Raw genomic sequence first — 24,635 nt, 5'->3', positions numbered from 1 at the left:
TGGAGGTTTTTTATTATATCTTCGAAGTGATTTATCTAGAATCATCTTAAAATACATATAATTCCATTGTTTAAGAAATAAAGAAAGCGCTTGCATAAATAGGGTCTTCCGATATAATACTTGTATACAAGTATACTTGATTGTTAGAAGGAGGTGCTTACATGGATGAAACAAAGGAGCATTTATATCCTATTAAATGGCTTACCAAAGCTTCTGCTGGTGATCGAGTAGCTAGTGAGCTAAGAATGCGTATTATCTCTGGCAAAATTGAAAGCGGTACCATTTTATCTGAAAACAAACTAGCAGCAGATTTTGCTGTGAGTCGTTCACCCGTCCGAGAAGCGTTAAAAACATTAGCTGCGGAAAATATTATCCGCTTAGAGAGAATGGGTGCAGTTGTTATCGGTTTAACAGAAAAAGAAATAGAAGAAATCTATGATGTTCGCCTACTTATAGAGACATTTGTCTTTGAAAGACTTGCACAAATGAATGTAAATGTTTTAGTAAACGAACTTAGTAAAATACTAGAAATGATGAAAGTTGCAATCAAGTATCAAGATGCAGATGAATTTTCCTATCAGGATGTCCTATTCCATGAAACTATTATTCGTGCTATTGATCATTCTTATATGCTCATGATCTGGAATAATTTAAAACCTGTGATGGAAAGTTTCATTCTTTTATCGATGCGTGTCCGTATAAAGGAGAAATACGAAGACTTTACACGAATTATAAAAAATCATGAGCTCTATATTGAAGCGATAAAAACAAAAGACAGAACCTTAATGATAAAGTCTTTGCATAAAAACTTTGATGATGTTCAAGGTAAAGTGGAAGACTTATGGAGATCACAGCAATTGCTTGTAAAAGGAGAAGAGCAAGAAAATGACTAGCTATATGTTAGGAATCGATATCGGTACAACAAGCACAAAAGCTGTTTTGTTTACCGAAAAAGGAGAAGTGATCCAAAAAGAAAATATTGGCTATCCTTTGTATACACCAGATATGTCAACAGCGGAGCAAAACCCAGAAGAGATTTTCCAGGCAGTGTTACAGGCTATTTCCAATATAACGAGAAAACATGCAGATAAAAAACCAGCATTCCTCTCCTTTAGTAGTGCAATGCATAGTGTTATTGCCATCGATGAAAAAGATAAAGCCCTGACACCATGTATCACTTGGGCAGACAATCGAAGTGAGGGATGGGCTCATAAAATTAAAAATGAGTTCCATGGTCATGAAATCTACAGAAGAACAGGAACACCCATCCATCCAATGTCCCCCTTCGCTAAAATTGCATGGCTCGTACACGATCATCCCGAAATAGCAGCCAAGACAAAAAAATATATTGGCATCAAAGAGTATATCTTCAAACGTTTTTTTGATCGCTATGTAGTCGACCATTCTTTAGCTTCTGCGATGGGTATGATGAATCTCAAGACACTGGACTGGGATACAGAGGCTTTAGAAGTTGCTGGCATCAGTTCTGATCAACTATCAGAACTCGTATCGACAACCACGATATATCGTAACTGTTGTCCAGATTTAGCAGAGCAGATCGGAGTTGACCCTACTACTCCATTTGTTATCGGCGCTAGTGATGGTGTCCTTTCCAATTTAGGTGTAAATGCCATAGGACGAGGAGAAATTGCTGTCACCATCGGGACAAGTGGTGCCATTCGCACCATTATCGAACAACCGCGAACAGATGAAAAAGGCAGGATATTTTGCTACGCCTTAACAGAAAATCATTGGGTGATTGGCGGTCCCGTAAACAATGGGGGAATGGTTCTTCGCTGGATTCGAGATGAACTTGCTTCTTCTGAAGTAGAAACGGCGAAAAGATTGGGGATTGATCCTTATGATGTATTGACGAAAATCGCCGAACGCGTAAAACCTGGTGCAGAGGGATTATTATTCCACCCCTATCTAGCCGGAGAACGGGCACCATTGTGGAATCCAGACGTTCGAGGCTCCTTTTTCGGTTTAACGATGTCACATAAAAAAGAGCATATGATTCGAGCAGCATTGGAAGGCGTTATTTACAATTTGTATACCGTGTTTCTAGCATTGATCGAATGTATGGACTCTCCTGTGACCCATATTAAAGCAACCGGCGGATTTGCCCGTTCCCATATTTGGCGGCAGATGATGTCCGATATATTTGAATCTGTTGTAGTTGTACCTGAAAGCTATGAAAGTTCTTGTCTAGGAGCGTGCATTCTAGGATTATATGCCACCGATAAAATCGAGTCATTTGAAGTCGTTTCCCAAATGATTGGTAATACGTATAAGCACACACCACAGGAGAACGCCGTCAAGGAATATCGACAACTATTACCAATTTTCATTCATCTTTCCCGAGTACTAGAAGAAAATTATACACAAATCGCAAAATACCAAAGGGGTTTTCTACACAACTAGAGAAATAGGGAGGATTTATCATGCCGCTACTCATTGTCGCAGTTGGAATTCTAGTCTTATTACTATTGATCATGGGCTTAAAATTAAATACGTTTATTTCCCTCATCATTGTATCATTTGGGGTTGCCTTAACCCTTGGAATGCCGATGAATGATGTAGTCGCCTCGATCGAGAAAGGATTAGGCGGCACACTTGGCCATCTAGCGTTGATCTTTGGGCTTGGTGCCATGCTTGGAAAATTACTAGCAGATTCCGGCGGTGCTCAGCGGATTGCGATGACCCTTGTCAATAAATTTGGCGAACGTAATATTCAATGGGCAGTAGTCTTCGCTTCTTTTATTATCGGTATTGCTTTATTCTTTGAAGTTGGACTTGTATTGTTAATCCCAATTGTATTTGCCATTTCAAAAGAATTAAAAGTATCTATTTTGTATTTGGGGATACCGATGGCAACTGCATTATCTGTCACACATGGCTTTCTTCCCCCACATCCAGGTCCTACCGCTATCGCGGGTGAATTTAAAGCAGACCTTGGTCAAGTATTACTTTATGGATTCATCGTTTCTATTCCGACTGTCATTATTGCTGGACCAATATTTACTAAGCTCGCTAAAAAACTCGTACCTGATTCCTTTAACAAGACTGGTAACATTGCATCTTTGGGAGAACAAAAAGTATTTAAATTAGAAGATACACCTGGTTTTGGAATCAGTGTACTCACTGCTATTCTTCCTGTTATCTTAATGGCAATTGCCACGATTACTACCTTGCTCCAGGAAACAATGGGTATAAAAGACAATGTATTTTTGACAAGTATTCGCTTTATTGGCAGCGCAGCTCCTGCCATGCTGATTTCGATATTAGTTGCAATTTATACCATGGGACTCGCTCGAAAGATACCGATGAAAACTGTGATGGACTCCTGTACAACTGCTATTACCCAAATCGGCATGATGCTATTGATCATCGGTGGTGGCGGAGCATTTAAACAAGTATTGATTGATGGCGGGGTAGGTGACTATGTAGCAGAATTATTTAAAGGTACTGCGATTTCCCCTATTTTACCGGCGTGGATCATCGCTGCAATCTTACGGATTTCCCTAGGATCTGCTACTGTTGCTGCTCTAACCACTGCTGGACTTGTCATCCCGATGCTAGGACACACCGATGCTAACCTCGCTCTAGTCGTACTCGCTACAGGTGCAGGCAGCTTGATTGCCTCTCACGTAAACGATGCAGGTTTCTGGATGTTTAAAGAGTACTTTGGTCTGAGTATGAAAGAAACCTTTGCGACATGGACCTTATTAGAGACTGTTATATCTGTATCTGGATTGGTGTTTACGTTGTTATTGAGTACTATTGTGTAAACTTTATATTTTTCCTTAAAAAAGCAAAACGGCTTAAAATTAAGTCGCTTTGCTTCTCTTTATCCATATATGGAAATTTTAATTATCTTTAACCTTTTGTACTTCTTTCCTATCTGATGGCTGTGCCAATTTATTCAAGTAATATTTCTCCTCACGATACATATGATCCGCCATAAGCGGAGCAATCGTTCCAAGCAGTGTTATGTTTGAGGTCATTTCTTCAATTTCGTTCAAAAAATTTTGGAAAATCTTTATCTCAAGTTCTACGTCTTGATTAAAACGACTGAGTGCCGGAAACTGCTTGCAGTTGGTACGCAAATATCCAGCTAGTTCAATTGCTTTTAAATAAAAAGCTTCAAATCGATCCGTAAAATAAATGGTCTTTTCTAGCCATTCTTTTTCCACACCGTCTGTATTTTCATTGAGTGCTGTGGCATGCCCTGCTGCATCAGGCAGCCATAGGAGGTGATGATGGAGAGAATGGAGATTAGGCGGGAGTTGATTTTGCTGGAAACAATCCAGTATCCGCATATATTCTTCTAGTTCATTTACCATATGGTTGAGAAAAGTAGGAGTGAGATGAATGGAGATCTGTTCCGTCAATAATCGTTTTAATAACTGAAGCTTGAACTTTCGCAACTTACAAACGGCGTCATAAACTGCGGGAAGGTCATATTGACGATGCTGATACAAGTCATCAAATAACGCATATAATTTTTGAGCCTTGTTTATTTCCTTTTCTTCCTTGGGTGCAAGTGCCTCCAAAATAAACTGACAATGGTCGCGAAGGATATGCAGCCAGAAATGTTGTTCATATTCGAGTGCTTCATTTAATTTGTCCAATTGATCCACCTCTTCTGGTTTAAGTTATCCTAGATATATGAGTCAGTGGATAAAGTTATTATCTTAGGTATGAGCACTATTTTAGATTAAAGAAGTCAATATCATTTCGTTGTCCCTAAACTATTTTGTGTTCTATTTAACAATAAAAAGAGCTTCTGAATGACATCTTCTCTATTCTGATCTAAATTCTCCTGTAATAAATCATGATCTTCAAACCATTGAGGTATAACTTCTAACTCTGATCCTGCTAAACTCTCTCTTAGTTTATGTAGTGTTTTGGGATATTTCCCTGTTGTCAAATACCTCTCCAACTTTAATGCAATGGCAAATGTTTTCACAACTTGCATCAGCCTTTTTACATTTGTTTCATTTCGAACAAGATGAGAACGAAGATCAAGAATAGCTTCCATGATAATCTCACAGCAAAACTCACTAACCTTTTCCTTGCTAGGAGGATTTATTGGAAGCTCACCATACACTACCATAGCTTCAAAATATTTAATCGGATCAGTACTCCCGTTTTTTATATGATGATAAAAATCTTCTGTAGTAAGGCACATGGGATAAGAAATTTCCTTATGAAAACGAGGAAAAAAACCCCTGCATGCCTCACCTACCTCTTTGAGAAGAATAGGATTTACTTGTTCAAAAATAAGGTATGCATCCAAATCCGAACCCTCTTTCTCCTCCCTTCTGGCATAACTGCCAAAGATGACAATCGCTTTGATAGAGTCAAAGCGTTCCGTCATATATGTGGTAAATTCGTTGATAATAGACATCCAATCACACCGACTTTTCTTCACTCTAATTTAAATCATTATTTCAATAGTCTTACTCTAACATCATTCTTTTCTATGCAAGGAAGTAATTTTGAATAAGAGATAAAGAAAACGCTAAAAAAGAACTCGCTTTAGAAATGACTGTGTTAGTACATGTTGAAGAAACAGCAATGCAAGTATCAAAACAATAAACAAGTTAAAACAACCCTTGTACAAAAATACAAGGATTTTCAAATTAACTATGCGATTGTGGTTGCTTTTTGTTTTCTTTCTTCCTGAATTTCTCGGACTACTGCACAAAGTTTTGTTATATCTCCATAAGGTATATCTACAGAACCTAATCCTTCTGCTAACCTACTAAGACAGAGTGGGAGACCAACCGCTTTTTCATGTTGATATGTATTGAAAAGCCATTGAACCTCTTCAACAACAAAATCAATATGGGAAGAGAAAAAGAAACCTGCCCAATTTACTCCAATTTTTTCTTGTCTCTCAATCTCTGGATAATGACCGAGCTTGTCTTCCAAACCTCTCATTTCAGCATAGTATTTGACGCTTCTCATTGGAAATCCAAGTGTTTCTCCAACAATCATATGAAAATCATAAGAACGTAACGCTACACCTTCTATTTTTCTTTGATACTCTTCTTTTTGTTTTTCGGTTTGAAAAAAGATATAACTGCCCGGTTCATCATCAAAAGGCGTTATACTTGGAAAGTCTGTTGCTAAAACCGTTTCGAAAAATGGGTTTCTTGGTGAAATTAATAGAGCAGGTTTGTACCCATCAAGAAAGGCAAAGTGTTCTCGTTTTTGTTTTCCCATAAAAAAGACCACTCCATATCTTTTAAACTTCTCATCGAAGTCATTGTATATGAAAGTGATCTGTCAAAAGTGAACAACTTTTGTCGATATCTATAATTTAACAAACATGGTCACAACGAACGCATTTCCATTCACCTTTATCCCAAACCAACTGGTCATTCTTACCACATCGAGGACAACTGTTTGGTTTTGGAGCTTTCCAGCGAATAACTTTAAAAATGCGCATGAAGTTCACCTCCTCGTACTCTCTATGTATAATTTACCAATCCGCCTTCCCCAATTCAAGGAATTTTAATAATTTTATGAATATAATAATAATTACCCTTCTGCCAATAATTATCATCATAAACACATCCAAAAGCCCTCAAAATCAAAAAATGCCAATCATTCCTCCATATACGATTGGCAAAAATGGACATAAAAAAAGAATCCTAAGATTTAGGATTCAAAAATACTTTTTTTCTCCAGTAGGGTCACCCGGTTCAATTCCAAAACATTTCATACTTTACACCCCCATGTCTCCATAGACACATCATACAGTTTTTCTTTATAAGAGTGGAGGCTCTCAATATCATTTATCCTCTCATAACAACTACATAATAATGCAATGATTTCGTGTAAACTTGATCCTTTATCATGCTGGAGTGCTAACTTCTCAGCTTGTTGATAGTAGTTTACAGCATCTTTATATAGTTTTTGACCAGCAGAACATCTCCCAAGAGAAATAAATAAATCAATTGTCCAAATCTTACGCCCCTCTCTATCACTAATATCCACTGCCTTTTCTAACATTTCTTGTGCTTGTGACCACATTTTCAGTTCCAAATAAGTAAGTCCTAAACTCTGATAAGCAGGGATGAGTAAATACTTTTTAGAGGGAGTTATCTTCCCTTCTAGTTCCAACGCCTTTATATAATACTTCTGAGCTTCAGTTAAATTACCAAGTATAAAGTACACATTACCGCAGACAACACGTAAGTCTAATAACTGATCAAAATTTTTATTATTCAATGCGATCATGGCACCTTCATCTGCATAAGATAATGCTTTTTGTGGCTGATTTAATTTTCTTAATATAATTCCAAACATCACATACATGTGAATTACAATATCTAGTGGAATTTCAAGAAACCGATTATTTTCTTTCAGGAACTCTATTTCATCATAGAGTTCTTTTATCGCTTCATAAGCAAGCTCCACTTTTTCCAATCTATTTAAGTAGATAGACCTATTTAATAGCAAATGATACAAATTTACTCTTCGTTCCCCATCTCTGACAAATACTTTTAAACCTTTTTCTACACACTCTAATGCTTCAGTGTACTTACCTTGAAAGTGAAAAACTCGACTTATTTGATTCAAACTGGCTGCATATAAGTTTGAATTTTCTAACTCAGGAAGTGAATTCACATGTCCAATTGTCTTTTGAAAACAAGCATGGGCATGATCCCATTGTTTTTCATAATAATGATGCACACCTTCAATATAACATTTCACAGGTGCTACGATCGGAACATCCCCAATATCTAACTGATTAACCCGCTCCACTGCCATTTTTGGATCAACATGCATTAACTCCTCCAGCTCAGACATCATCGCTCGTACTTCTTGTTCATGTTTTTCTTTCTCTGTCACCAATCCAAGTATTTTTTCTAATATCCCTAACTTCTTTGCAAGGTAAATATATTTCTCTGGATGAACATTACGTACATTTAATTCAATATTCGAAATCGTAGATGCAGAAATAAATTCATCTGCTAGTTCTTCTTGATTGATCTTCATTTCCTTACGCATGCTTCGAAATAAGTGACCAGTTTTGCCCCATTGAATCATATCAACTGCCATTTTTTCCAAATCCATCGATCGTACCCCTTTTTGCCAATAGTGCAATTTTATTTGCCTATTATTTCGATGAATGACAGCATTTTCCTGCTATATTTCGACAATTTGCCAAGTAAACGACTGAAAAATATAAAAATTGAAAATATCTAATATTTGATTTATTATTTTTATAAAATAAGGCAATTTAGGAGGCTGTTCCATGAATTTGAAATTATCACTTGATGGCACTTATCAAGAAGTGAATACCTTTGTAGAGAGGGTGAAATTTTTGTTTCACTTGCCCGTCTACATACGTCCCAAATTATCGATAAGTAGAGAAAAAAAGCGAGTGGAGTATGAATTTGTAGATGTTGAAGTGCCAGTATATAAACAACAAAAAAATAAAACGATTTTCTTAAAACTGATGGATGGTAATACCATCGAGTTAGTCTTATCCGATGTAGAACAATTCAATCTGTCTGATCAGTGTACAGTAATCATTGGAAAATCCCCCTTTCTTCCAGAACCAATATCGTTATCTCGTCCCTCTTCTCCGGAGGAGATCGAGTGGAAGCAATAAAGATGCTCGCTTGTCAGTTCGTAAATACTTACAAGGAAGACTATCTGTTTCAGCTCATCACCACAGACCCTTGTGATTGCGAGAAAATAATTCAAATGATGAACGATAGTTTGCAGCAAAAGACGACAAAAACACTGCTGACTGCTGAACATATCTATATCATCTCTTCTATTTTATTACAAGAAGATGATGAAAAAATACTGGAGTTTCACTTTGAATTATCTATGTATGTCTTGTTCTTACTGCTCAAACAGATGCAGAAGCAACTACGACATCTTGATGAGCTGTACGAAAAAAAGGCTGAGTGAATATAACTCAGCCCCTTCATTAAAGCAACTTATTGGGGTCATTTATACTTTGAAAAGCATTTTTCCATGCTCATAATAACATCTTTTGTTTTGATATCTCTCCCCAATATAAACCAAAAAATTTATTACTAGCCACAATCAAAGATAATAGAGTTTCATCTTAACCTGTCATGTATATTGGTCAGATTCAAGATTCAACTACAAAATATCCTTGATGAGTATGATCAAGAGGCTGAACAAATTTACTCAGCCTTAACCATAAGTTAGATTTCTTGGAACATGTGACGATAAGCCAAACCATTGTATATAATCATTGTTCGTAGATGACTCATTATAGATTATCTTTCAATTGCTATTTGTTTCAACATGGACAGCTAGGAATGTAGGATTAGCGTTTTTCTTACTAGGACGAGAGAAAGTAAAACTGAGAAGATATTTCCCTGCTTCATAATAAATGACATATTTCCCTTGTTCTTGAACCGTATAGAGTGGTTTCCCCAGTGTTCGTTCTACTGTTTTTAGGTGAATGGATTTATTTCTTGAATCGTAAGAGTCAATTCCGATCACAAGATCTTTGTCATCATATGAACTATCTGCGTTAAGATTGAAACGAGCTTCTTTTTTCTGATAGAAAATCATATACTTACTCTGTTTATCCGGCTTTCCCCATTGTTTTATAATATCTTTCTTGCCTGTAGATAAAAGGCGGAAATTACCAGTATTCGTTGCTTTTCCTTGCTTGGCTAGTTTCATGATTTGTTGTACTTGTTGCTTTTCCGTATACATATAGACTGAAGTTGCTTCAACCATATTTGGGACAACGTTATTAAATAATAATCCTCCCAAAGTTAAACTTGTTATCACCAAAGGTTTCATTAGTTTTTTCAATTTTACATTCCCTTTCAAGTGAAATAATGAAATCAAATAACATTTTCTCTCCGTAAATCTCTTTCCTGACAAATTTCACATGTTAACTCTTCAACTTAACTATATCACAAGATTTGCAATAGTATGTTTATTATGTTCGGAGAGATATTTTGAACTTCACCTTCAGATATTTCATTTGAAAATTTTCTTTTTTGAATTTCCTAAATAAAAAATAGCGCATTTATTCGTTTACAACTCGGCTGAAAATGACGCACCGAACTGAATTGTGGTTTCATCGTCCTAAAAACCAGAGAAGGTACGAAATAAATTTTTCTTCATACACAATGACAGACTGCTTTCTCCACTGTTTTGCGGAAAATAAACAGTCTGTCACACATATTACTAATATCCATTTCATTCTACTTCTAATATCTTTCTAGACATTCTTCTTCGTCATCATTTTTTTCTTAATGAAGGCATCTGAAGTTCTTCTGTTTCAAACGCTTCAAAAGCATTTTCCATGCCCATAATCACATCTTTTATTTTGAAATACCCTTTGCTATAAGCACGTGAATCTCGGATTTTTTCCCACATAAAGTGATAAGCTTTTAAATCTGTCGTTTCACATATCATAAAATCGGTATAATGAGCTCCTGGCAAGGCTTCCGCATCAAAAATACGCACCTGAACGCTATCTTTGAATTCATCGATGATTTCATATAAATCTTTTGCATACTCTCGTCTTTCTTCACGTGGAAGTGCTAACCAAGCAGGATAAAATTCGGTTAAAACGATCATGGTGTAATTCATTTTCTATTTCCCCTTAAAATATTTTTGGATGATTTTATTAAAATTGCGTCCATACTTTTGTTCAAGCTGTGTGCCAAAATCCTTTGTTATCTCATGTATAACGACATCATGATAAAAGTTATTAAAGAGCAAATTCGCCATGCCTGGATGCTCCGTAAAAAGTGCTTTTGTTGCAAATTTTTTGTGATGTACACCTAAAATTGTCACTTTTCGATCAATCAACACAGAAAATTTCCTGCCTAATGTTTGCTGCCAAGAATCCTCTCTCGGTTCAATCAAGACCGTTTTTAAAGGCAGTTCTACATCCCCCAATACAGATCCCATCACACGAAGCCCCCGATTTTCCCCATCGATCAATAAATCACGAAACCAATGCACTTCTTCAGCCCAGCAATCAAACAAAATTTCCTCTTTGGCTTGACTCAATTCAAATTGAATGCGTTCCAGAATCTGTTTTTGGCTGTCGAGAGTAAAAAAGTCATCATAGGACTCAAGAAACTCAGGAAATACAGTTTCGAGTTTATTGAGTGACTCATCCATGTTTCTGCGGAGTTTACTCTGTAACTCTTCAAAAGAAATAGCTTTAAAATTGGACGTCTCACCTTTTATAGATAATACATATCCTTTGTCCACTAAACTTTGTAAACTAGAATACACATTGGAACGCGAAGCCCCTAACTTCTTTGCGACTTCATATCCGGTCAGTGATTTATTTTGGGCAAGGGTGACAAAGCATTTCCCCTCCATTTCGGAAAAACCTAAGCTGCGCAAAATAGGAAGTACATCTTCCATTTTTTCACCTCATACTTTAGTAGTCTACAATAGACTACTATATATCTCTTAAACTCAATTTACAAAAAGCTGAGAAGAATGTCAATAAAAACATTTCTAAGATAAATAAAAAAGATCTTATCCTCAAAAAAGAGTAAAGATCTTTTTAAGTGTGTTTTCTTTTCTTTATCATCCACACAACAAATCCAATTAGAATGATGACTAAGATCAACCAAAAGATACTTTTATGTAATAGCAAGGTATATTCTTTCCAATGCTCGCCAAAGAAAATTCCAAGGTTCACAAATACCATCACCCAAATGATACTTCCAGTCAATGCATAGAGGAAGAAAGTTCCATAGGACCACCTGCTTATGCCAGCGTAGATCGCAGTCACTTGTCGTACCCCAGGAACAAAATAGCCAAAAATGATGGTTCGTTTGCCAAATCGTTCAAACCATGCTTCTACCTTTTCATATCTTTCCATCGTCAGTCCTATACGTTTTCCAAAGCGATGGAGAAATGGTAATCCTAAATACCGACCGACTGAGAAGCTGATGGTCATACCAAACATACTTCCAGCAATAGCAGTTAGTATCGTCCATATATAATGCAGCTGATGAATTTTCACCAGATATCCGGATAAGGTCATCAAAAATTCATCTGGTACAGGAATTCCCAAAAGACCAAACATTAATAATCCAAAAATACCTGTATAGCCGTAGTGGCTGACAATATGTAAAATCCGTCCCATCCTATCTATCCTCCTCTCCTCAGGGTTACCGTTTTACAATAAAATGATCCACTCCCATTGAAAGTTTACATAGATCTTATTAACAGATAGTATGACATAAAAAACTATACACCGAACGGAAAAAGCTGAGTCATAGAGACTCAGCATCTTTCTTGATCTTTTTTACTTTTTAACCGATAAGGCATCGTGGCAACCACAATTCCCTTCTTCACTGATAAGACAACCCGGATAATAATCGCCGTCTGATTATGCAACAAACGCTGCCACCAACGACCCGGAATAAACTCAGGAATAAGTACGGTTAACTGACGATTAGACTCTTTCACCTGAAGATGTTCTAAAAAACGAAGCATCGGTCCTAAAATACTGCGATATCGCGACTTTGTAACGATTAAAGGAATACCAGGATTCCACTCTTCCCAGCGTTCTTCTAACTTCTTAGCACTTTCATCATCAAAAGCGATATAAAAAGCAATGACATGGGAACTGATCATTTTCGCATATGCAATAGAAGATTGGACAACTCGATTTATCCCACTGATCGGAAGAACAACTAAGTGATCTGTTGGCGGCTCACACCTTAGATTTTCATCAAATCGCAGTTGATCTGCCACCATTTCATAGTGCTTTCGAATCTTATAAAACATAAGGATAAACAATGGAATAACGACGATTACAATCCAAGCACCCTCAGAAAACTTAGTGACAGCAAAAATTACAAGAACAATAAAAGAAACAACGCAGCCAAGTGCATTAATCGTTAGCTTCAATTGCCATCCTTTTGGTTTTCGTTTTAACCACCGTTTTACCATTCCTAGCTGAGCCAAAGTAAAAGATAGAAATACGCCAATAGCATATAGAGGAATCAAACGATCAATATCTCCTTGGAATACAACAATCAAAAAAATTGCTGCAAGGGCAACAGTAATAATTCCATTGGAAAAATTTAACCGATCACCCCTAGCAGAGAAAAACCGCGGCATAAATTTGTCTTTTGCCATGATCGAGGCAAGCAAGGGAAAACCAGAAAAACTAGTATTGGCAGCTAGTATCAAAATAAGGGCAGTCGTTGCCTGAATATAATAATAAGGCAATGTTCTACCGAATGTATGCTCTGCAATCTGAGACAATACCGTCTCTGTTTCCTTTGGTGTGATATGATACAAAAAGGCTAATAAACTGGTTCCTGCAAATAAAATCCCTAATAAAATACCTAGCATGGATAACGTTTTAGCCGCATTTACCGTTTCCGGTTTACGAAAAGTAGGAGTAGCATTCGAGATTGCTTCTACCCCAGTTAACGCCGTACATCCAGAGGAAAAAGCACGGAGCAACAGAAACCAAGTCAGTCCTTCTGGAATTTTCTTATGAACTGGAGGCACATCACTTGGCAATCCATGATAAATGACTCCAAATAGTCCTACTGCAACGAGAACAATAATCCCCAATATAAATAAATAAGTAGGAAACGAGAAAATCGTTCCTGATTCTCGTAACCCACGAAGATTCAGTACCATAATGATAAAGACAAAAACTACAGATATAAGTGTTGAGTGTTTATGTAATGCTGGAAAAGCAGAGGTTAAAGCATCTGTACCAGCAGTTATACTCACTGCCACCGTAAGCGTGTAATCAATCAACAAAGAAGCACCTGCAACCAGCCCAGATTGCCAACCTAAATTATCCGTTGAAACAATATAGGCTCCGCCGCCATCTGGATAACTGGCTATAATTTGTCGATAGGAGAGGATCAAGAGCGCTAATAAAAATACGATCGCTGCTGTAATCGGCAAAGAATACCAGAGTGCAAATAATCCCAATGGAGCGAGCACAGTAAGTAATTGTTCCGTTCCATAAGCAAGCGAAGACAAAGCATCCGAAGATAATATAGGAAGCGCTTTCCAGATTGGAATTTTTTCTTCTGTTAATTGTTCGGTTCGTAGCGGTCGTCCAATGATGAGTCGTTTAACAAAACCTAACATGTTCATTCGAACCCCTTTTTGGGTAGATATGTATTAGTATTTCGAGTTTCCTCTCAATCATAGGAGGTATCATTTTCCTATTCGGAAATACAATAAAATCTATCTTAAACCAATTCGAAATGAAAATCTATATAAAAAATATAAAGAGATTAAAAAAATAAATCCAGAATCAATAGACGATCTAAGAACAATGAAACACTGTAAATCAAAAAACAGCCTTTGCTTATACACAAAGACTGTTTTTTGATTTATCTATATCGAATGAAATTAAATTCGAGCCCAGACATCACGGATGTGTGTCTGGTTTCTTCCAAATAATTAAATAAAGTGGAAGAAGCTGATGGTTCCTCTGGGTTTGGCGACCCAGCATCAACGCCCCTGGATGGGAGACTCTGGAACTGAGTCAGCCACATGAAGGATAAGAGAATTGCCTGTCCCCTCACCCAACGATGCCGTTAATCGTGGCCACCGACCAAGACATCCCCCTTTGATTTCCTGTATACAAGAAACCAAAGGCGGGGTCTTGATCGGTTAAGGTAAAAGGATGCCTCATCAACTTCAACAGAAGAAAACCATCTGAATTTAGACTATCATCACTTTTCAGCATTGTCAATATAGTATGAAAGGGAAAATAAATAAGCTAACCCGAATGCGTTTATCGGATTAGCCTTTTTGTAAGAATATATAAGTCCCATTTTTTACATTAAAGCAATAAAGTATAGGCAACTGCGCTTATTGTTACTTCGTTCATTGGGCACTCTCTTCTACAAGTGCAACGACCAGTTCTGCTGCTTTTACTAACTCCGGAATGGACATCCGCTCATTCGTAGTATGAATATTTTCGTACCCAATACTGAGATTAACAGTTGGAATACCGTAACCCGCGATCACATTGGCATCACTGCCACCGCCACTAACACCTAAGTGTGGAGTACGGCCTACTTTTTTGACACCTGCTATCGCCTTTTGGACAACAAGGTCATCTTCCGAAAAAGAGTAACCAGGGTATAATGATTTTGTTTCCACTTCCGCTGTTGCACCCATTTGTTTGGCTGTAAGTTCAAAAGCCATAACCATCTCTTCCACTTGGTGGAGCAACTTTTTCTCGTTTCTACTTCTGGCTTCGGCATAAATTTTCACATATTCTGGTACGACATTCGTCGCGATTCCGCCTTGGAACATGCCAATATTGGCTGTCGTTTCCGCATCGATTCTCCCTAATTTCATACGGGAAATCGCTTGGCTTGCTACTTGGATCGCACTTATGCCGGATTCTGGACTAGAACCTGCATGAGCTGCTTTCCCGTGAATCGCTGCTTCGATTTTTACTTGGGCTGGTGCTGAGGTGATGATTTCTCCTACTTGACCACCTGCATCAAAAGCAAATCCATACTCCGCTTCCATTAACGATTTATCTAAATGACGAGCTCCCACTAAACCTGACTCTTCTCCAACTGTAAAGACAAATTGTAAGTTACCATGAGGGATATTGTACTCTCGTAAGATTCGAATCCCCTCTACAATTGCAGCGATGCCAGCTTTATCATCACTGCCCAATACAGTTGTCCCATCTGTCACGATATAATCTCCGAGTATAGAGGGCTTTACCCTCTTGCCTGGCGCAACGGTATCCATGTGTGAAGTGAAGTAGATCGTTGGAGCATCTGCAATACTACCTGTATAAGTAGCAATTAAATTTCCTGCACCATGTTTCGTAAATCTAGCAGATTCATCTTCAACAACATCTAGCCCCAAAGAAGAAAGTTTCTCCTTCAAAAAATCACAAATTTTTCGTTCATTCCCCGATTCACTGTCTATTTGCACCAACCGCATAAATTCGTCGATCAACCGATTTTTATTTACCACCGTACTGTATGCTACCTTTTAATGTAGAATCAATTTTTCCGTTCTTTATCCCATGACTCTACATTTTTCCTCTTTCGACGTGTCGCTAATAAATAGCGTTGGTGTAACACTCCAGAGGCGTTAATTCCGACAAGTCCTGCCGTATTGTACCTACTCATGCAAGTCAAAATAGGTACATGTAGCTCTCCTTTCTTCTTTTGTCTGCTACGACACCAATAACATAGCTTTGTTTTCCATTTTTTATAGATAAAATCACGTTTCGTTGTCCCCCGATCGAATAGACCATGTTTTCGCAAATACGAATATGCTCCTTTTGTAGAGGAGGAGATTTGCTCAGATTTAAAACGGACTGGTATAGTAATTTATATGTTCATTTTTACATTGTTTCATCGCATATATGAGAAGGACAGCGCATTAATATTACAGATATATTATACTTATTTTACAGAATTATTACAAGGGGATATTGCCGTGTTTTTTTGGTGGTAAATGGGCTTGTTTGCGCTCTAGCATCTCCAGCGATTGTTTTAATTTTAATCTTGTCTCTCTTGGATCAATTACATCGTCTACCATACCGTACGCAGCAGCTACATAAGGGTTCGCAAATTGATCTTTGTACTCACTTATCTTGGCTTGTCTCATCTCTTCTGGGGTATTGCTCTCGTCAATTTCACGTTGAAAAATAATATTGGCTGCACCTTCTGGCCCCATAACAGCTACTTCTGCTGATGGCCAAGCATATACGATATCTGCCCCAATCGACTTACTATTGAGAGCGACATATGCCCCGCCATAAGCTTTGCGGAGAATCACCGTAATCTTCGGAACAGTAGCTTCCGTATAAGCATATAAAATCTTTGCTCCGTGCCGAATGATACCACGGTGTTCCTGACCAACACCAGGAAAGAAACCAGTGACATCTACAAAAGTGATGAGTGGAATTTGGAAGCAATCACAAAATCGCACAAATCTGCTCAGTTTGTCAGATGCGTCAATATCCAACCCCCCTGCCATAAATTTTGGCTGATTGGCTACCACACCTACTGGTTTTCCATCTAAATGGGCAAATCCTACAACCAAGTTACGAGCAAATTTTTGATGTACTTCTAAAAACTCACCATCATCAAAAATGTGCTCTATTACTTTTTTTACATCGTAGGCTTTCATTCCTTCCGTCGGCACTACATTTATTAAATCTTCTAACCAATCTTCTTGTTTTGGCTTATCGGCAACAGGAGGTAAAGCTTGATTGTTATCTGGTAAATATTTTAATAAACGGCGAACATTTTCAAAAACTTCTGCTTCTGACGGAAAAGTAAAATGTACGTTCCCACTAACACTCGCATGTATATCTGCACCGCCAAGTTGTTCTGCTGATATTTTCTCTTTGGTCACCGTTTCGATCACCTTTGGTCCAGTAATAAACATTTGACTCTTCTGTTCCACCATAAAGACAAAGTCAGTTAAAGCAGGAGAATATACGGCTCCACCTGCACAGGGACCTAGGATGACAGAGATTTGTGGGACTACTCCGGAATAAAGCACATTTCGTTTAAAAACATGTCCATATCCGTCCAAAGATAGTACACCTTCTTGAATTCGGGCCCCGCCTGAATCATTTAGTCCGATGATCGGCGCTCCATTTTGGGCAGCCAAATCCATCACTCGGGCAATTTTCATCGCATGCATTTCCCCAAGAGCCCCTCCAAATACAGTGAAATCTTGGGCAAATAAATAGACTAGTCTACCATCGATCTTTCCACTTCCCGTTACCACCCCCTCTCCAGGAGCTTCTTCTTTATCCATTCCAAAAGCAGTGATCCGATGCTGGACAAAAGGATTTAATTCCACAAAAGTCCCTTCATCAAGGAGCATCTCTATTCGTTCCCGTGCCGTCCATTTTCCACGTCTATGTTGAGATGCAATACGTTTCTCTCCCCCGCCTGCAAAAATTTTTGCACGTCTTGCGTTTAGTTCATCAATTTTTTTCTGCATCAGCTAAATCCTCCCGTGATTGCGATTGGCAGAGTTCTGTTAATATTTTTCCTGTTGAAGAAGGATGTAAAAAAGCAATTTGTGACTGGTGGGCTCCTCTTTTTGGCTTTTTATGTATCAAGGAAACCCCCTTTTGCTCAAGGTCTGAGAGAGATTTAGTGATATCGTCTACCTCATAGGCAATATGATGAAATCCTTCTCCTCTAGTTTGCAGATGTTTGGCAATGGGACTAGAATCATCTGTTGGTTCTAGTAATTCCAGTCTGCTCTCGCCAATTTGAAAGAAAGCTACTTGTACCTTTTCGCTCGCAACAAATTCTTTTCCAAGAAAAGATAGTCCAAGTGTATCTCGATAATAAGGTATCCATTTTTCTAACGATTCTACTGCGATACCAATATGACTGATCTTTTGAATACTCATGCTATCCCTCCCTAGAAAACAGGTTTCGAACGAAAGCTACCGTATCTTTAATCGTACTGCCTGGTGGGAAAATTTCTTTGATACCTAATTGTTTGAGATAAGGAATATCCCCCGCCGGAATAACACCACCAGCAAATATCGGAATATCTGATGCTCCCTGCACTTTTAATAGACGTATCACTTCGGCGAAAAGTTCATTATGTGCACCTGAAAGGCAAGAAAGACCAATCAAATCTACATCTTCTTGAATTGCAGAAGCAACGATTTGCTCCGGTGTTTGGCGAATACCTGTATAAATTACTTCCATTCCCTCATCCCGCAATGCTTGAGCAATGATCAATGCACCACGATCATGTCCGTCCAAGCCCGGTTTTGCAATTAATACACGGATAGGTCTTTGCACAGCATTCACTCCTTTCTAGATGACATATTCCCCATAAATTTCTCGCAAAGTGTTACATATTTCTCCTACCGTGGCATAGGCGCGTACGGCATTTAAAATATAAGGCATCACATTTTCGCTACTGCCAGCTGCTTGTCTCAATTGAGCTAATTCGGTTTGAACAAGTTTATTATCCCTTTGCTCCCTTAGCTTTTGGAGCGATGCTATTTGCTTCTTAGCTAAAGAAGGGTCTACTCGAAGCAGTTCTGGAACAACCTCGTTATCCAATTGATACTGATTCATCCCAACGATAATCTGCTCTTGAGATTCGATTTGCCGCTGGGTAGCAAGAGCTGCTTTCCGTATTTCCCGCTGCATAAAACCTTGTTCTACTGCTGAAACAGCACCTCCTAATTCTTCAATTTGACTTAAATATACAAGGGCTGCTTCTTCTATTTGATCCGTTAAACTTTCTACTACATAGGATCCACCGAAAGGATCGACCGTATCAGCTACTCCACTTTCATAGGCGATGATCTGTTGGGTACGAAGTGCAATTCGAGCTGACTCTTCAGTAGGGAGCGCCAATGCCTCGTCACGAGCATTGGTATGAAGACTTTGCGTGCCTCCCAATATTGCTGCAAGCGCTTGCAAAGTGACTCGAACAATATTGTTATCGGGTTGTTGGGCGGTTAGTGTCGAACCTGCAGTTTGCGTATGAAACCGTAATTGCCATGATTTTGGAGATTTCGCCCCAAAACGTTCTTTCATGATTTTCGCCCACATTCTGCGAACAGCACGAAATTTAGCAATTTCCTCAAAAAAGTGATTGTGAGCATTAAAGAAAAAAGAGAGTCTAGGGGCAAACAAATCAATATCCAAACCTGCATTTAATGCTGTTTCCACATAAGCTATGGCGTTTGCCAATGTAAAGGCAACCTCTTGTACCGCGGTAGAGCCCGCTTCACGAATATGATAGCCACTGATACTTATCGTATTAAACTGAGGGGTATGCTCCATGCAATATTGAAAAATATCCGTAATGATTTTCATTGATGGTTTTGGAGGAAAAATATAAGTACCACGTGCAATATATTCTTTTAATATATCATTTTGAATCGTACCTTTGATAAACTTAGGGTCTACACCTTGTTTCTCTGCTGTGGCGATATACATCGCTAACAAAATGGATGCAGGTGCATTAATGGTCATGGATGTGCTCACTTGATCCAATGGAATTCCTTCAAATAATTTTTCCATATCTTGAAGTGAATCAATAGCCACTCCAACTTTTCCAACTTCACCAATACTCATCTGATCATCCGAATCATAGCCAATTTGTGTAGGAAGATCAAAAGCCACACTGAGTCCTGTTTGACCTTGCTCCAATAAATAACGATATCTTTCATTAGTTTCTTCAGCGGAGCCAAAACCAGCATATTGTCTCATCGTCCAAAGTCTGCTTCGATACATCTTTTGATGGATGCCTCTTGTATAAGGATACTCGCCTGGTTGGCTTGTATGTTTAGGAGAATCAGATTCATCATATACTGTCTTTAACGGAATACCTGAAAGCGTTTCAAACTTCTCTTTACGTTCCATCTCTTTTTCCTCCGTTTGGTCAAAGTGAACCTTATGATGAAGAAGTCATGAAAAGTTGTTTCGGGATTGTTTTTTCTCTACTATTATGAGTATACTCTTTTATGTGGATGTTTACGGAAAGCAGGTGAAATCATTTATGGAATATTTTATGGTACCACTACTTGTAATCACCAGTATTCTTGCAATTATCGGCACTACATACAACAAGCGGACTGGTAATGCAGCAGGCTTTTATATTGGAGGAGTATTCACTTTAGGTGTAGTTGTGGTGACTCTCCTGTCCCTCTATGATTTATTTGTTGGAATTCAATAAGAAAGTGGATAATGAGTAAGATGGAACCGCGGTAAAAATGTTTTTACCGCGGTTTTTTTCATGTGAAAATTTCTCTCATCGCCATCTCAACTTCATTCATAACCATGTCCATATCTACTTTTTTACCTAAAATCCGAGACATAGAAGTCACCCCATATTCTAAAATTCCACAAGGTACAATCGTCGAAAAATACCGAAGATCTGTGTTAACATTTAGGGCGAAACCATGGCTGGTGATATATCCTTTTTTGTTACGCGCTTTATGGAATTTCACTCCGATAGCTGCTACTTTTTCTTCATTTACCCATACTCCAGTATGTTTTTCCATTCTCTCCCCACTGATTCCAAAGGAAGACAGCGCGAGGATAAGTGCTTCTTCTATATCCCGAAGATAGGAATGAGCATCGTGCTTTTGATCGCCTAAATAAAAGATCGGATAACCAACTAGTTGACCTGGTCCATGATAGGTAACATCTCCACCTCGATCAATCTCTACTACATTGATCCCTTTAGCTTTGTAATCTTGAGTAGATAGAAGCAGGTTACTCAAGTGGCTTCCTCGTCCCATCGTCACGGTATGAGGATGTTCCAACAACAATAATTGATCGGCTATCTTTCCTTCATCTACGGAACGTACGATATTTTTTTGCTCGTCCCATGTTGGCTGATAAGCCACCATTCCAAGGCGTTGTACCTCAAACATGATGAACACTCTTTTCTAAACAAAATTTACTCTCCTATAAAGCAGTATCGACTTGGTATGACTCTAATCTTTCTTTTACTCGTGCTAAAAATTGCCCAGCAGTCAAACCATCTAATACACGATGATCCAACGATAAACAGAGATTCATTCTGTTGCGAATTGCAATCATGTCATCGATTACCACAGGTTTTTTTACAATCGATTCAAAAGATAAAATAGCTACTTGAGGCTGATTAATAATCGGTTGTGAAGCAATGGAGCCAAAGCTTCCTGTATTATTAACCGTGAATGTTCCCCCTTGCGTATCAGCGATTCCCAAATTTCCGTTTCTCGTCTTATGAATCAAATGCTGCAAAGATCGTGCAATCCCAAAAATATTTTTTTCGTCTGCTTGATGAATGACAGGTACATATAGGGCATCATTTGCAGCAATCGCTACAGAGATATTGATATCTTTCTTTAAAACGATCTTATCCTCGGCCCAGACCGAGTTCACATAAGGAAACTCACGCAATGTATCTACTGTCGCCTTGATGAAAAATGGCATGAAGGTTAAAGGAATTCCATTTGCAGCAAAATCGTTTTTGTACTTATTGCGCAAGGCAACAAGACCACTGACGTCCGCTTCCATCATGGTCCATGCATGAGGAATCTCCGTTTTGGATTTTACCATTCGCTCTGCAATTGTACGACGAATCGATGAAACAGGGACAATTTTATCTTCCACTAATATTTCAAGTGGTGGAGTCTCCTTTACTTTTCTCTTCTCCACTGGTGCAGTTACATTCTTAGCAGGTATGGACACAGCAGATTTGTTTTCCACCGCATGTAAGACATCTTTGCGTGTGATTCGTCCACCTTTTCCACTGCCTGATAGCTTTGTAAGATCAATCTGATTTTCTTGTGCGAGACGAAGAACTGCAGGAGAATAGCGATGTTTCATTGAAGTATCTGCTTCGTTTCGTTCTTGGGTTTTAGAAATAGGCTTATCAGATTCAACCGCCTGTGAGACTGTTTCACTTTCGACTTCCATTTTGCAGATGATTTCACCTACAGCAACAGTTTGTCCCTCCTGAGCTAAGATTTCTCCCATTTTACCATTGTACAGAGAAGGAATTTCCGTATTCACTTTATCGGTTTCTACTTCACAGATTGGCTCATATTCTTCTACTTCATCTCCTGGCTTTTTCAACCAGCGAGAAATGGTTCCTTCTGTTACACTTTCACCTAACTGAGGCATGACAATATCAATAGTCATTTATTCCGCTCCTCATCAACTACAGTTCTGCTAGTTCGCGAATGGCTGCTGCTATTTTTTCTGGATTCAGCATAAATGCCTTCTCAAGTTTCGAATTATATGGCATAGATGGCACATCTGGACTGCATAGTCGACTAACTGGTGCATCCAAATCGAAAAATGCTTCTTCGGCAATAATTGCTGCAACCTCTGCACCAAATCCACTCGTTTTATTGTCTTCATGTACTATAAGTACTTTTCCTGTCTTTCTTGTTGCTTCTAGAACAGCTTCTTTATCGAGCGGAATCAGTGTACGTAAATCCAATACATGCACATCAATCCCCTCTTCCGCTAATTTTTTAGCTGCGTCCAATGTGTAATGTACCATCAGACCATATGTAATAACGGTAACGTCGTTTCCTTCTCGTTTCACATCTGCTTTTCCTAGAGGAATCGTATATTCTTCACTTGGTACTTCATCTTTTATTAAACGATACAACTTCTTATGCTCAAAGAAAAGCACTGGATCATTATCTCGTATAGAAGAAAGAAGCAACCCTTTTACATCATAGGGTGTACTAGGAGTAACAATTTTTAAACCTGGTACCCCGGTAAATAATGCTTCGACACTTTGGGAGTGGTACAGTGCACCATGAATTCCTCCACCATAAGGGGCGCGAATAACCATCGGACATTGCCAAGTACCATTGGAACGATATCTCATTTTAGCAGCTTCGCTGACAATCTGATTAACTGCGGGCATAATAAAATCAGCAAATTGGATTTCGGCAATAGGTCTTAATCCATAGGCTGCTGCACCAATTCCAACTCCTACAATGGCTGATTCTGTCAAAGGGGTATCTAAAACTCTATCCTCGCCATATAAATCTATCAACCCGTTAGTAGCTCGAAACACACCACCTCTTACCCCGACATCTTCCCCTAGGACAAAGACACTTTTATCGCGACCCATCTCTTCGGAAATTGCCTCTGTAACAGCATCGATATAAGAAATTACAGGCATTTAAATTTCTCTCCTCTCTATCCGGCATAAACGTGCTTGGATAAATCTTCTGGATTCGGATGGTCTGCCGCTTCCGCAAATTTGATCGCTTCGGTGATCTCTGTGTCAATGGCTTTACTCAACGCCTCTTTCTCATCAGCTGTCCACAACTGATGCTCATCCAAGTAAGTTTCCAACACAAATAAACCATCGCGTTTTTTTGCTTCTTCTATTTCCTCTTTTGTCCGATAAGTCAAATCATCGTCATCACTCGAATGTGGTGTAAGACGATAGGAGACTGCTTCAATCAGTGTGGGTCCTTCTCCCTTTCTCGCCCGTTCTACCGCTTGCTTCATTACTTCATATACTTGAAAAACATCATTACCATCCACACGTATTCCGGGCATTCCATAACCTTGTCCACGAGCAGCAACATTTTCCCCAGCCAGTTGTTTACTAAGTGGCACAGATATGGCGTACATATTGTTTTCTACTAAAAACACCACAGGAAGATCATGAACACCTGCAAAATTCAATGCTTCATGCCAATCTCCCTGATTACTAGAACCTTCGCCGCATGATGTCAGTACCACATGATCTTCTCCTGTTACTTTACCTGCATATGCAATTCCTACAGCATGGAGCATTTGCGTCGTAACAGGACTAGACCCAGATAAAATCCGATAACGACGATCGCCAAAGTGATTTGGCATTTGACGTCCCCCACTATTTGGGTCATCTTTTTTGGCAAAAGCCGACAACATTTGATCACGGGCTGTTTGACCAAATAACAACACCATACCTAAATCACGATAATAAGGACACAGCCAGTCTTTTTGCCGATCTAACGCATATGCTGCTCCAATCTGTGTCGCTTCTTGTCCTTGGCAAGAGACAACAAAAGGCAGCTTTCCTGCACGGTTTAGAAGCCACATTTTTTCATCCACTTTTCTAGCTAACAGCATATATCGATACATTTCTCGAAC

Annotated in this window: 26 protein-coding genes; 6 read left to right on the top strand and 20 right to left on the bottom strand. The window is 38.6% G+C overall.

The window, feature by feature from the left end; all coding sequences use genetic code 11:
* The first annotated feature begins 161 nt into the window (after positions 1 to 161).
* The 3 genes from MK805_RS04605 to MK805_RS04595 are packed head-to-tail and all read left to right on the top strand — an operon-like array spanning position 162 to position 3,791.
* Positions 162 to 893, top strand: a complete 732-nt coding sequence (locus MK805_RS04605; protein ID WP_240874074.1) for a GntR family transcriptional regulator — start codon at positions 162 to 164, stop codon at positions 891 to 893.
* Positions 886 to 2,424, top strand: coding sequence for a gluconokinase (gene gntK / locus MK805_RS04600; protein ID WP_240874073.1), 1,539 nt, complete (start codon positions 886 to 888; stop codon positions 2,422 to 2,424). The genes MK805_RS04605 and gntK overlap by 8 nt, the downstream gene beginning before the upstream one ends.
* A 20-nt stretch (positions 2,425 to 2,444) precedes the next feature.
* A complete protein-coding gene (locus tag MK805_RS04595) occupies positions 2,445 to 3,791 on the top strand; it encodes a GntP family permease (protein WP_240874072.1) in 1,347 nt (448 codons plus the stop codon).
* Positions 3,792 to 3,869: 78 nt separating this feature from the next.
* On the opposite strand, the gene MK805_RS04590 is transcribed toward MK805_RS04595, so the two are convergent.
* The 5 genes from MK805_RS04590 to MK805_RS04570 all read right to left on the bottom strand — a co-directional run bounded on the left by MK805_RS04590 (position 3,870) and on the right by MK805_RS04570 (position 8,094).
* A complete protein-coding gene (locus MK805_RS04590) occupies positions 3,870 to 4,643 on the bottom strand; it encodes a DUF2935 domain-containing protein (protein WP_420833041.1) in 774 nt (257 codons plus the stop codon).
* 92 nt (positions 4,644 to 4,735) lie between these two features.
* Entirely contained in the window at positions 4,736 to 5,413 is a 678-nt protein-coding gene (locus MK805_RS04585) for a nucleotidyltransferase domain-containing protein (RefSeq protein WP_240874070.1), read from the bottom strand.
* Positions 5,414 to 5,652: 239 nt separating this feature from the next.
* A complete protein-coding gene (locus tag MK805_RS04580) occupies positions 5,653 to 6,234 on the bottom strand; it encodes a hypothetical protein (RefSeq protein ID WP_240874069.1) in 582 nt (193 codons plus the stop codon).
* A gap of 97 nt (positions 6,235 to 6,331) precedes the next feature.
* A complete protein-coding gene (locus tag MK805_RS04575; RefSeq protein WP_240874068.1) occupies positions 6,332 to 6,460 on the bottom strand; it encodes a transposase in 129 nt (42 codons plus the stop codon).
* Positions 6,461 to 6,732: 272 nt separating this feature from the next.
* Positions 6,733 to 8,094 (bottom strand): tetratricopeptide repeat protein, encoded by a 1,362-nt coding sequence (locus tag MK805_RS04570; RefSeq protein ID WP_240874067.1) that lies wholly within the window; start codon positions 8,092 to 8,094, stop codon positions 6,733 to 6,735.
* A 181-nt stretch (positions 8,095 to 8,275) separates the two neighbouring features.
* Between MK805_RS04570 and MK805_RS04565 the strand changes: the two genes are divergently transcribed.
* Positions 8,276 to 8,635 carry a hypothetical protein gene (locus MK805_RS04565; protein WP_240874066.1) on the top strand — a complete coding sequence of 120 codons (360 nt, stop codon included), beginning with the start codon at positions 8,276 to 8,278 and terminating at the stop codon, positions 8,633 to 8,635.
* Positions 8,623 to 8,943 (top strand): hypothetical protein, encoded by a 321-nt coding sequence (locus MK805_RS04560; protein ID WP_240874065.1) that lies wholly within the window; start codon positions 8,623 to 8,625, stop codon positions 8,941 to 8,943. Before MK805_RS04565 ends, MK805_RS04560 begins: the two co-directional genes overlap by 13 nt.
* A gap of 345 nt (positions 8,944 to 9,288) precedes the next feature.
* Here MK805_RS04560 and MK805_RS04555 read toward each other — a convergent pair whose 3' ends face one another.
* The 11 genes from MK805_RS04555 to MK805_RS04505 all read right to left on the bottom strand — a co-directional run bounded on the left by MK805_RS04555 (position 9,289) and on the right by MK805_RS04505 (position 20,393).
* Entirely contained in the window at positions 9,289 to 9,807 is a 519-nt protein-coding gene (locus tag MK805_RS04555; protein WP_240874064.1) for a DUF4309 domain-containing protein, read from the bottom strand.
* Positions 9,808 to 10,266: 459 nt separating this feature from the next.
* A complete protein-coding gene (locus tag MK805_RS04550) occupies positions 10,267 to 10,620 on the bottom strand; it encodes a darcynin family protein (protein ID WP_240874063.1) in 354 nt (117 codons plus the stop codon).
* A 3-nt stretch (positions 10,621 to 10,623) separates the two neighbouring features.
* A complete protein-coding gene (locus tag MK805_RS04545; RefSeq protein WP_240874062.1) occupies positions 10,624 to 11,412 on the bottom strand; it encodes a TrmB family transcriptional regulator in 789 nt (262 codons plus the stop codon).
* A gap of 145 nt (positions 11,413 to 11,557) precedes the next feature.
* Positions 11,558 to 12,145 carry a DedA family protein gene (locus MK805_RS04540; RefSeq protein WP_240874061.1) on the bottom strand — a complete coding sequence of 196 codons (588 nt, stop codon included), beginning with the start codon at positions 12,143 to 12,145 and terminating at the stop codon, positions 11,558 to 11,560.
* Positions 12,146 to 12,285: 140 nt separating this feature from the next.
* The gene (locus tag MK805_RS04535) at positions 12,286 to 14,127 is read right to left on the bottom strand and encodes an APC family permease (RefSeq protein ID WP_240874060.1); all 1,842 of its coding nucleotides are present in this window, start codon (positions 14,125 to 14,127) and stop codon (positions 12,286 to 12,288) included.
* A gap of 747 nt (positions 14,128 to 14,874) precedes the next feature.
* A complete protein-coding gene (locus MK805_RS04530) occupies positions 14,875 to 15,993 on the bottom strand; it encodes a M20/M25/M40 family metallo-hydrolase (RefSeq protein ID WP_240874059.1) in 1,119 nt (372 codons plus the stop codon).
* A gap of 29 nt (positions 15,994 to 16,022) precedes the next feature.
* Entirely contained in the window at positions 16,023 to 16,289 is a 267-nt protein-coding gene (locus MK805_RS04525; protein ID WP_240874058.1) for a hypothetical protein, read from the bottom strand.
* 157 nt (positions 16,290 to 16,446) lie between these two features.
* Entirely contained in the window at positions 16,447 to 17,988 is a 1,542-nt protein-coding gene (locus MK805_RS04520; protein WP_240874057.1) for an acyl-CoA carboxylase subunit beta, read from the bottom strand.
* Positions 17,972 to 18,409, bottom strand: a complete 438-nt coding sequence (mce, locus tag MK805_RS04515) for a methylmalonyl-CoA epimerase (protein ID WP_240874056.1) — start codon at positions 18,407 to 18,409, stop codon at positions 17,972 to 17,974. The genes MK805_RS04520 and mce overlap by 17 nt, the downstream gene beginning before the upstream one ends.
* A 1-nt stretch (position 18,410) precedes the next feature.
* Positions 18,411 to 18,812: a cobalamin-dependent protein gene (locus MK805_RS04510; protein WP_240874055.1), complete on the bottom strand. Its 402-nt coding sequence runs from the start codon at positions 18,810 to 18,812 to the stop codon at positions 18,411 to 18,413.
* Positions 18,813 to 18,827: 15 nt separating this feature from the next.
* Positions 18,828 to 20,393 (bottom strand): acyl-CoA mutase large subunit family protein, encoded by a 1,566-nt coding sequence (locus tag MK805_RS04505; protein ID WP_240874054.1) that lies wholly within the window; start codon positions 20,391 to 20,393, stop codon positions 18,828 to 18,830.
* 85 nt (positions 20,394 to 20,478) lie between these two features.
* Here MK805_RS04505 and MK805_RS04500 point away from each other — a divergent pair, with 85 nt between their 5' ends.
* Positions 20,479 to 20,706 carry a hypothetical protein gene (locus MK805_RS04500; protein WP_240874053.1) on the top strand — a complete coding sequence of 76 codons (228 nt, stop codon included), beginning with the start codon at positions 20,479 to 20,481 and terminating at the stop codon, positions 20,704 to 20,706.
* Between the two features lie 58 nt (positions 20,707 to 20,764).
* On the opposite strand, the gene lipB is transcribed toward MK805_RS04500, so the two are convergent.
* The 4 genes from lipB to MK805_RS04480 are packed head-to-tail and all read right to left on the bottom strand — an operon-like array spanning position 20,765 to position 24,626.
* Entirely contained in the window at positions 20,765 to 21,409 is a 645-nt protein-coding gene (gene lipB / locus MK805_RS04495) for a lipoyl(octanoyl) transferase LipB (protein WP_240874052.1), read from the bottom strand.
* Between the two features lie 34 nt (positions 21,410 to 21,443).
* Positions 21,444 to 22,667 (bottom strand): dihydrolipoamide acetyltransferase family protein, encoded by a 1,224-nt coding sequence (locus tag MK805_RS04490; RefSeq protein WP_240874051.1) that lies wholly within the window; start codon positions 22,665 to 22,667, stop codon positions 21,444 to 21,446.
* Positions 22,668 to 22,686: 19 nt separating this feature from the next.
* The gene (locus MK805_RS04485) at positions 22,687 to 23,670 is read right to left on the bottom strand and encodes an alpha-ketoacid dehydrogenase subunit beta (RefSeq protein ID WP_240874050.1); all 984 of its coding nucleotides are present in this window, start codon (positions 23,668 to 23,670) and stop codon (positions 22,687 to 22,689) included.
* 17 nt (positions 23,671 to 23,687) lie between these two features.
* The gene (locus MK805_RS04480; RefSeq protein ID WP_240874298.1) at positions 23,688 to 24,626 is read right to left on the bottom strand and encodes a thiamine pyrophosphate-dependent dehydrogenase E1 component subunit alpha; all 939 of its coding nucleotides are present in this window, start codon (positions 24,624 to 24,626) and stop codon (positions 23,688 to 23,690) included.
* Positions 24,627 to 24,635: the final 9 nt, after the last annotated feature.

This window comes from Shimazuella soli, from assembly GCF_022511585.1.
Classification (GTDB): domain Bacteria; phylum Bacillota; class Bacilli; order Thermoactinomycetales; family Thermoactinomycetaceae; genus Shimazuella; species Shimazuella soli.
The sequence above is the reverse complement of the archived record's forward strand: the minus strand, read 5'-3'. Positions and strand labels throughout refer to the sequence as shown.

Bases quoted from the DNA above. Each gene is read 5' to 3' on its own strand.
- MK805_RS04570 (WP_240874067.1), bottom strand. From the start codon at position 8,094: ATGGATTTGGAAAAAATGGCAGTTGATATGATTCAATGGGGCAAAACT.
- MK805_RS04535 (WP_240874060.1), bottom strand. From the start codon at position 14,127: ATGTTAGGTTTTGTTAAACGACTCATCATTGGACGACCGCTACGAACC.
- MK805_RS04565 (WP_240874066.1), top strand. From the start codon at position 8,276: ATGAATTTGAAATTATCACTTGATGGCACTTATCAAGAAGTGAATACC.
- MK805_RS04550 (WP_240874063.1), bottom strand. From the start codon at position 10,620: ATGAATTACACCATGATCGTTTTAACCGAATTTTATCCTGCTTGGTTA.
- MK805_RS04540 (WP_240874061.1), bottom strand. From the start codon at position 12,145: ATGGGACGGATTTTACATATTGTCAGCCACTACGGCTATACAGGTATT.
- MK805_RS04520 (WP_240874057.1), bottom strand. From the start codon at position 17,988: ATGCAGAAAAAAATTGATGAACTAAACGCAAGACGTGCAAAAATTTTT.
- MK805_RS04575 (WP_240874068.1), bottom strand. From the start codon at position 6,460: ATGCGCATTTTTAAAGTTATTCGCTGGAAAGCTCCAAAACCAAACAGT.
- MK805_RS04580 (WP_240874069.1), bottom strand. From the start codon at position 6,234: ATGGGAAAACAAAAACGAGAACACTTTGCCTTTCTTGATGGGTACAAA.
- mce (WP_240874056.1), bottom strand. From the start codon at position 18,409: ATGAGTATTCAAAAGATCAGTCATATTGGTATCGCAGTAGAATCGTTA.
- MK805_RS04480 (WP_240874298.1), bottom strand. From the start codon at position 24,626: ATGTATCGATATATGCTGTTAGCTAGAAAAGTGGATGAAAAAATGTGG.
- MK805_RS04505 (WP_240874054.1), bottom strand. From the start codon at position 20,393: ATGGAACGTAAAGAGAAGTTTGAAACGCTTTCAGGTATTCCGTTAAAG.
- MK805_RS04595 (WP_240874072.1), top strand. From the start codon at position 2,445: ATGCCGCTACTCATTGTCGCAGTTGGAATTCTAGTCTTATTACTATTG.
- MK805_RS04485 (WP_240874050.1), bottom strand. From the start codon at position 23,670: ATGCCTGTAATTTCTTATATCGATGCTGTTACAGAGGCAATTTCCGAA.
- lipB (WP_240874052.1), bottom strand. From the start codon at position 21,409: ATGTTTGAGGTACAACGCCTTGGAATGGTGGCTTATCAGCCAACATGG.
- MK805_RS04500 (WP_240874053.1), top strand. From the start codon at position 20,479: ATGAGTATACTCTTTTATGTGGATGTTTACGGAAAGCAGGTGAAATCA.
- gntK (WP_240874073.1), top strand. From the start codon at position 886: ATGACTAGCTATATGTTAGGAATCGATATCGGTACAACAAGCACAAAA.
- MK805_RS04490 (WP_240874051.1), bottom strand. From the start codon at position 22,667: ATGACTATTGATATTGTCATGCCTCAGTTAGGTGAAAGTGTAACAGAA.
- MK805_RS04545 (WP_240874062.1), bottom strand. From the start codon at position 11,412: ATGGAAGATGTACTTCCTATTTTGCGCAGCTTAGGTTTTTCCGAAATG.
- MK805_RS04585 (WP_240874070.1), bottom strand. From the start codon at position 5,413: ATGTCTATTATCAACGAATTTACCACATATATGACGGAACGCTTTGAC.
- MK805_RS04605 (WP_240874074.1), top strand. From the start codon at position 162: ATGGATGAAACAAAGGAGCATTTATATCCTATTAAATGGCTTACCAAA.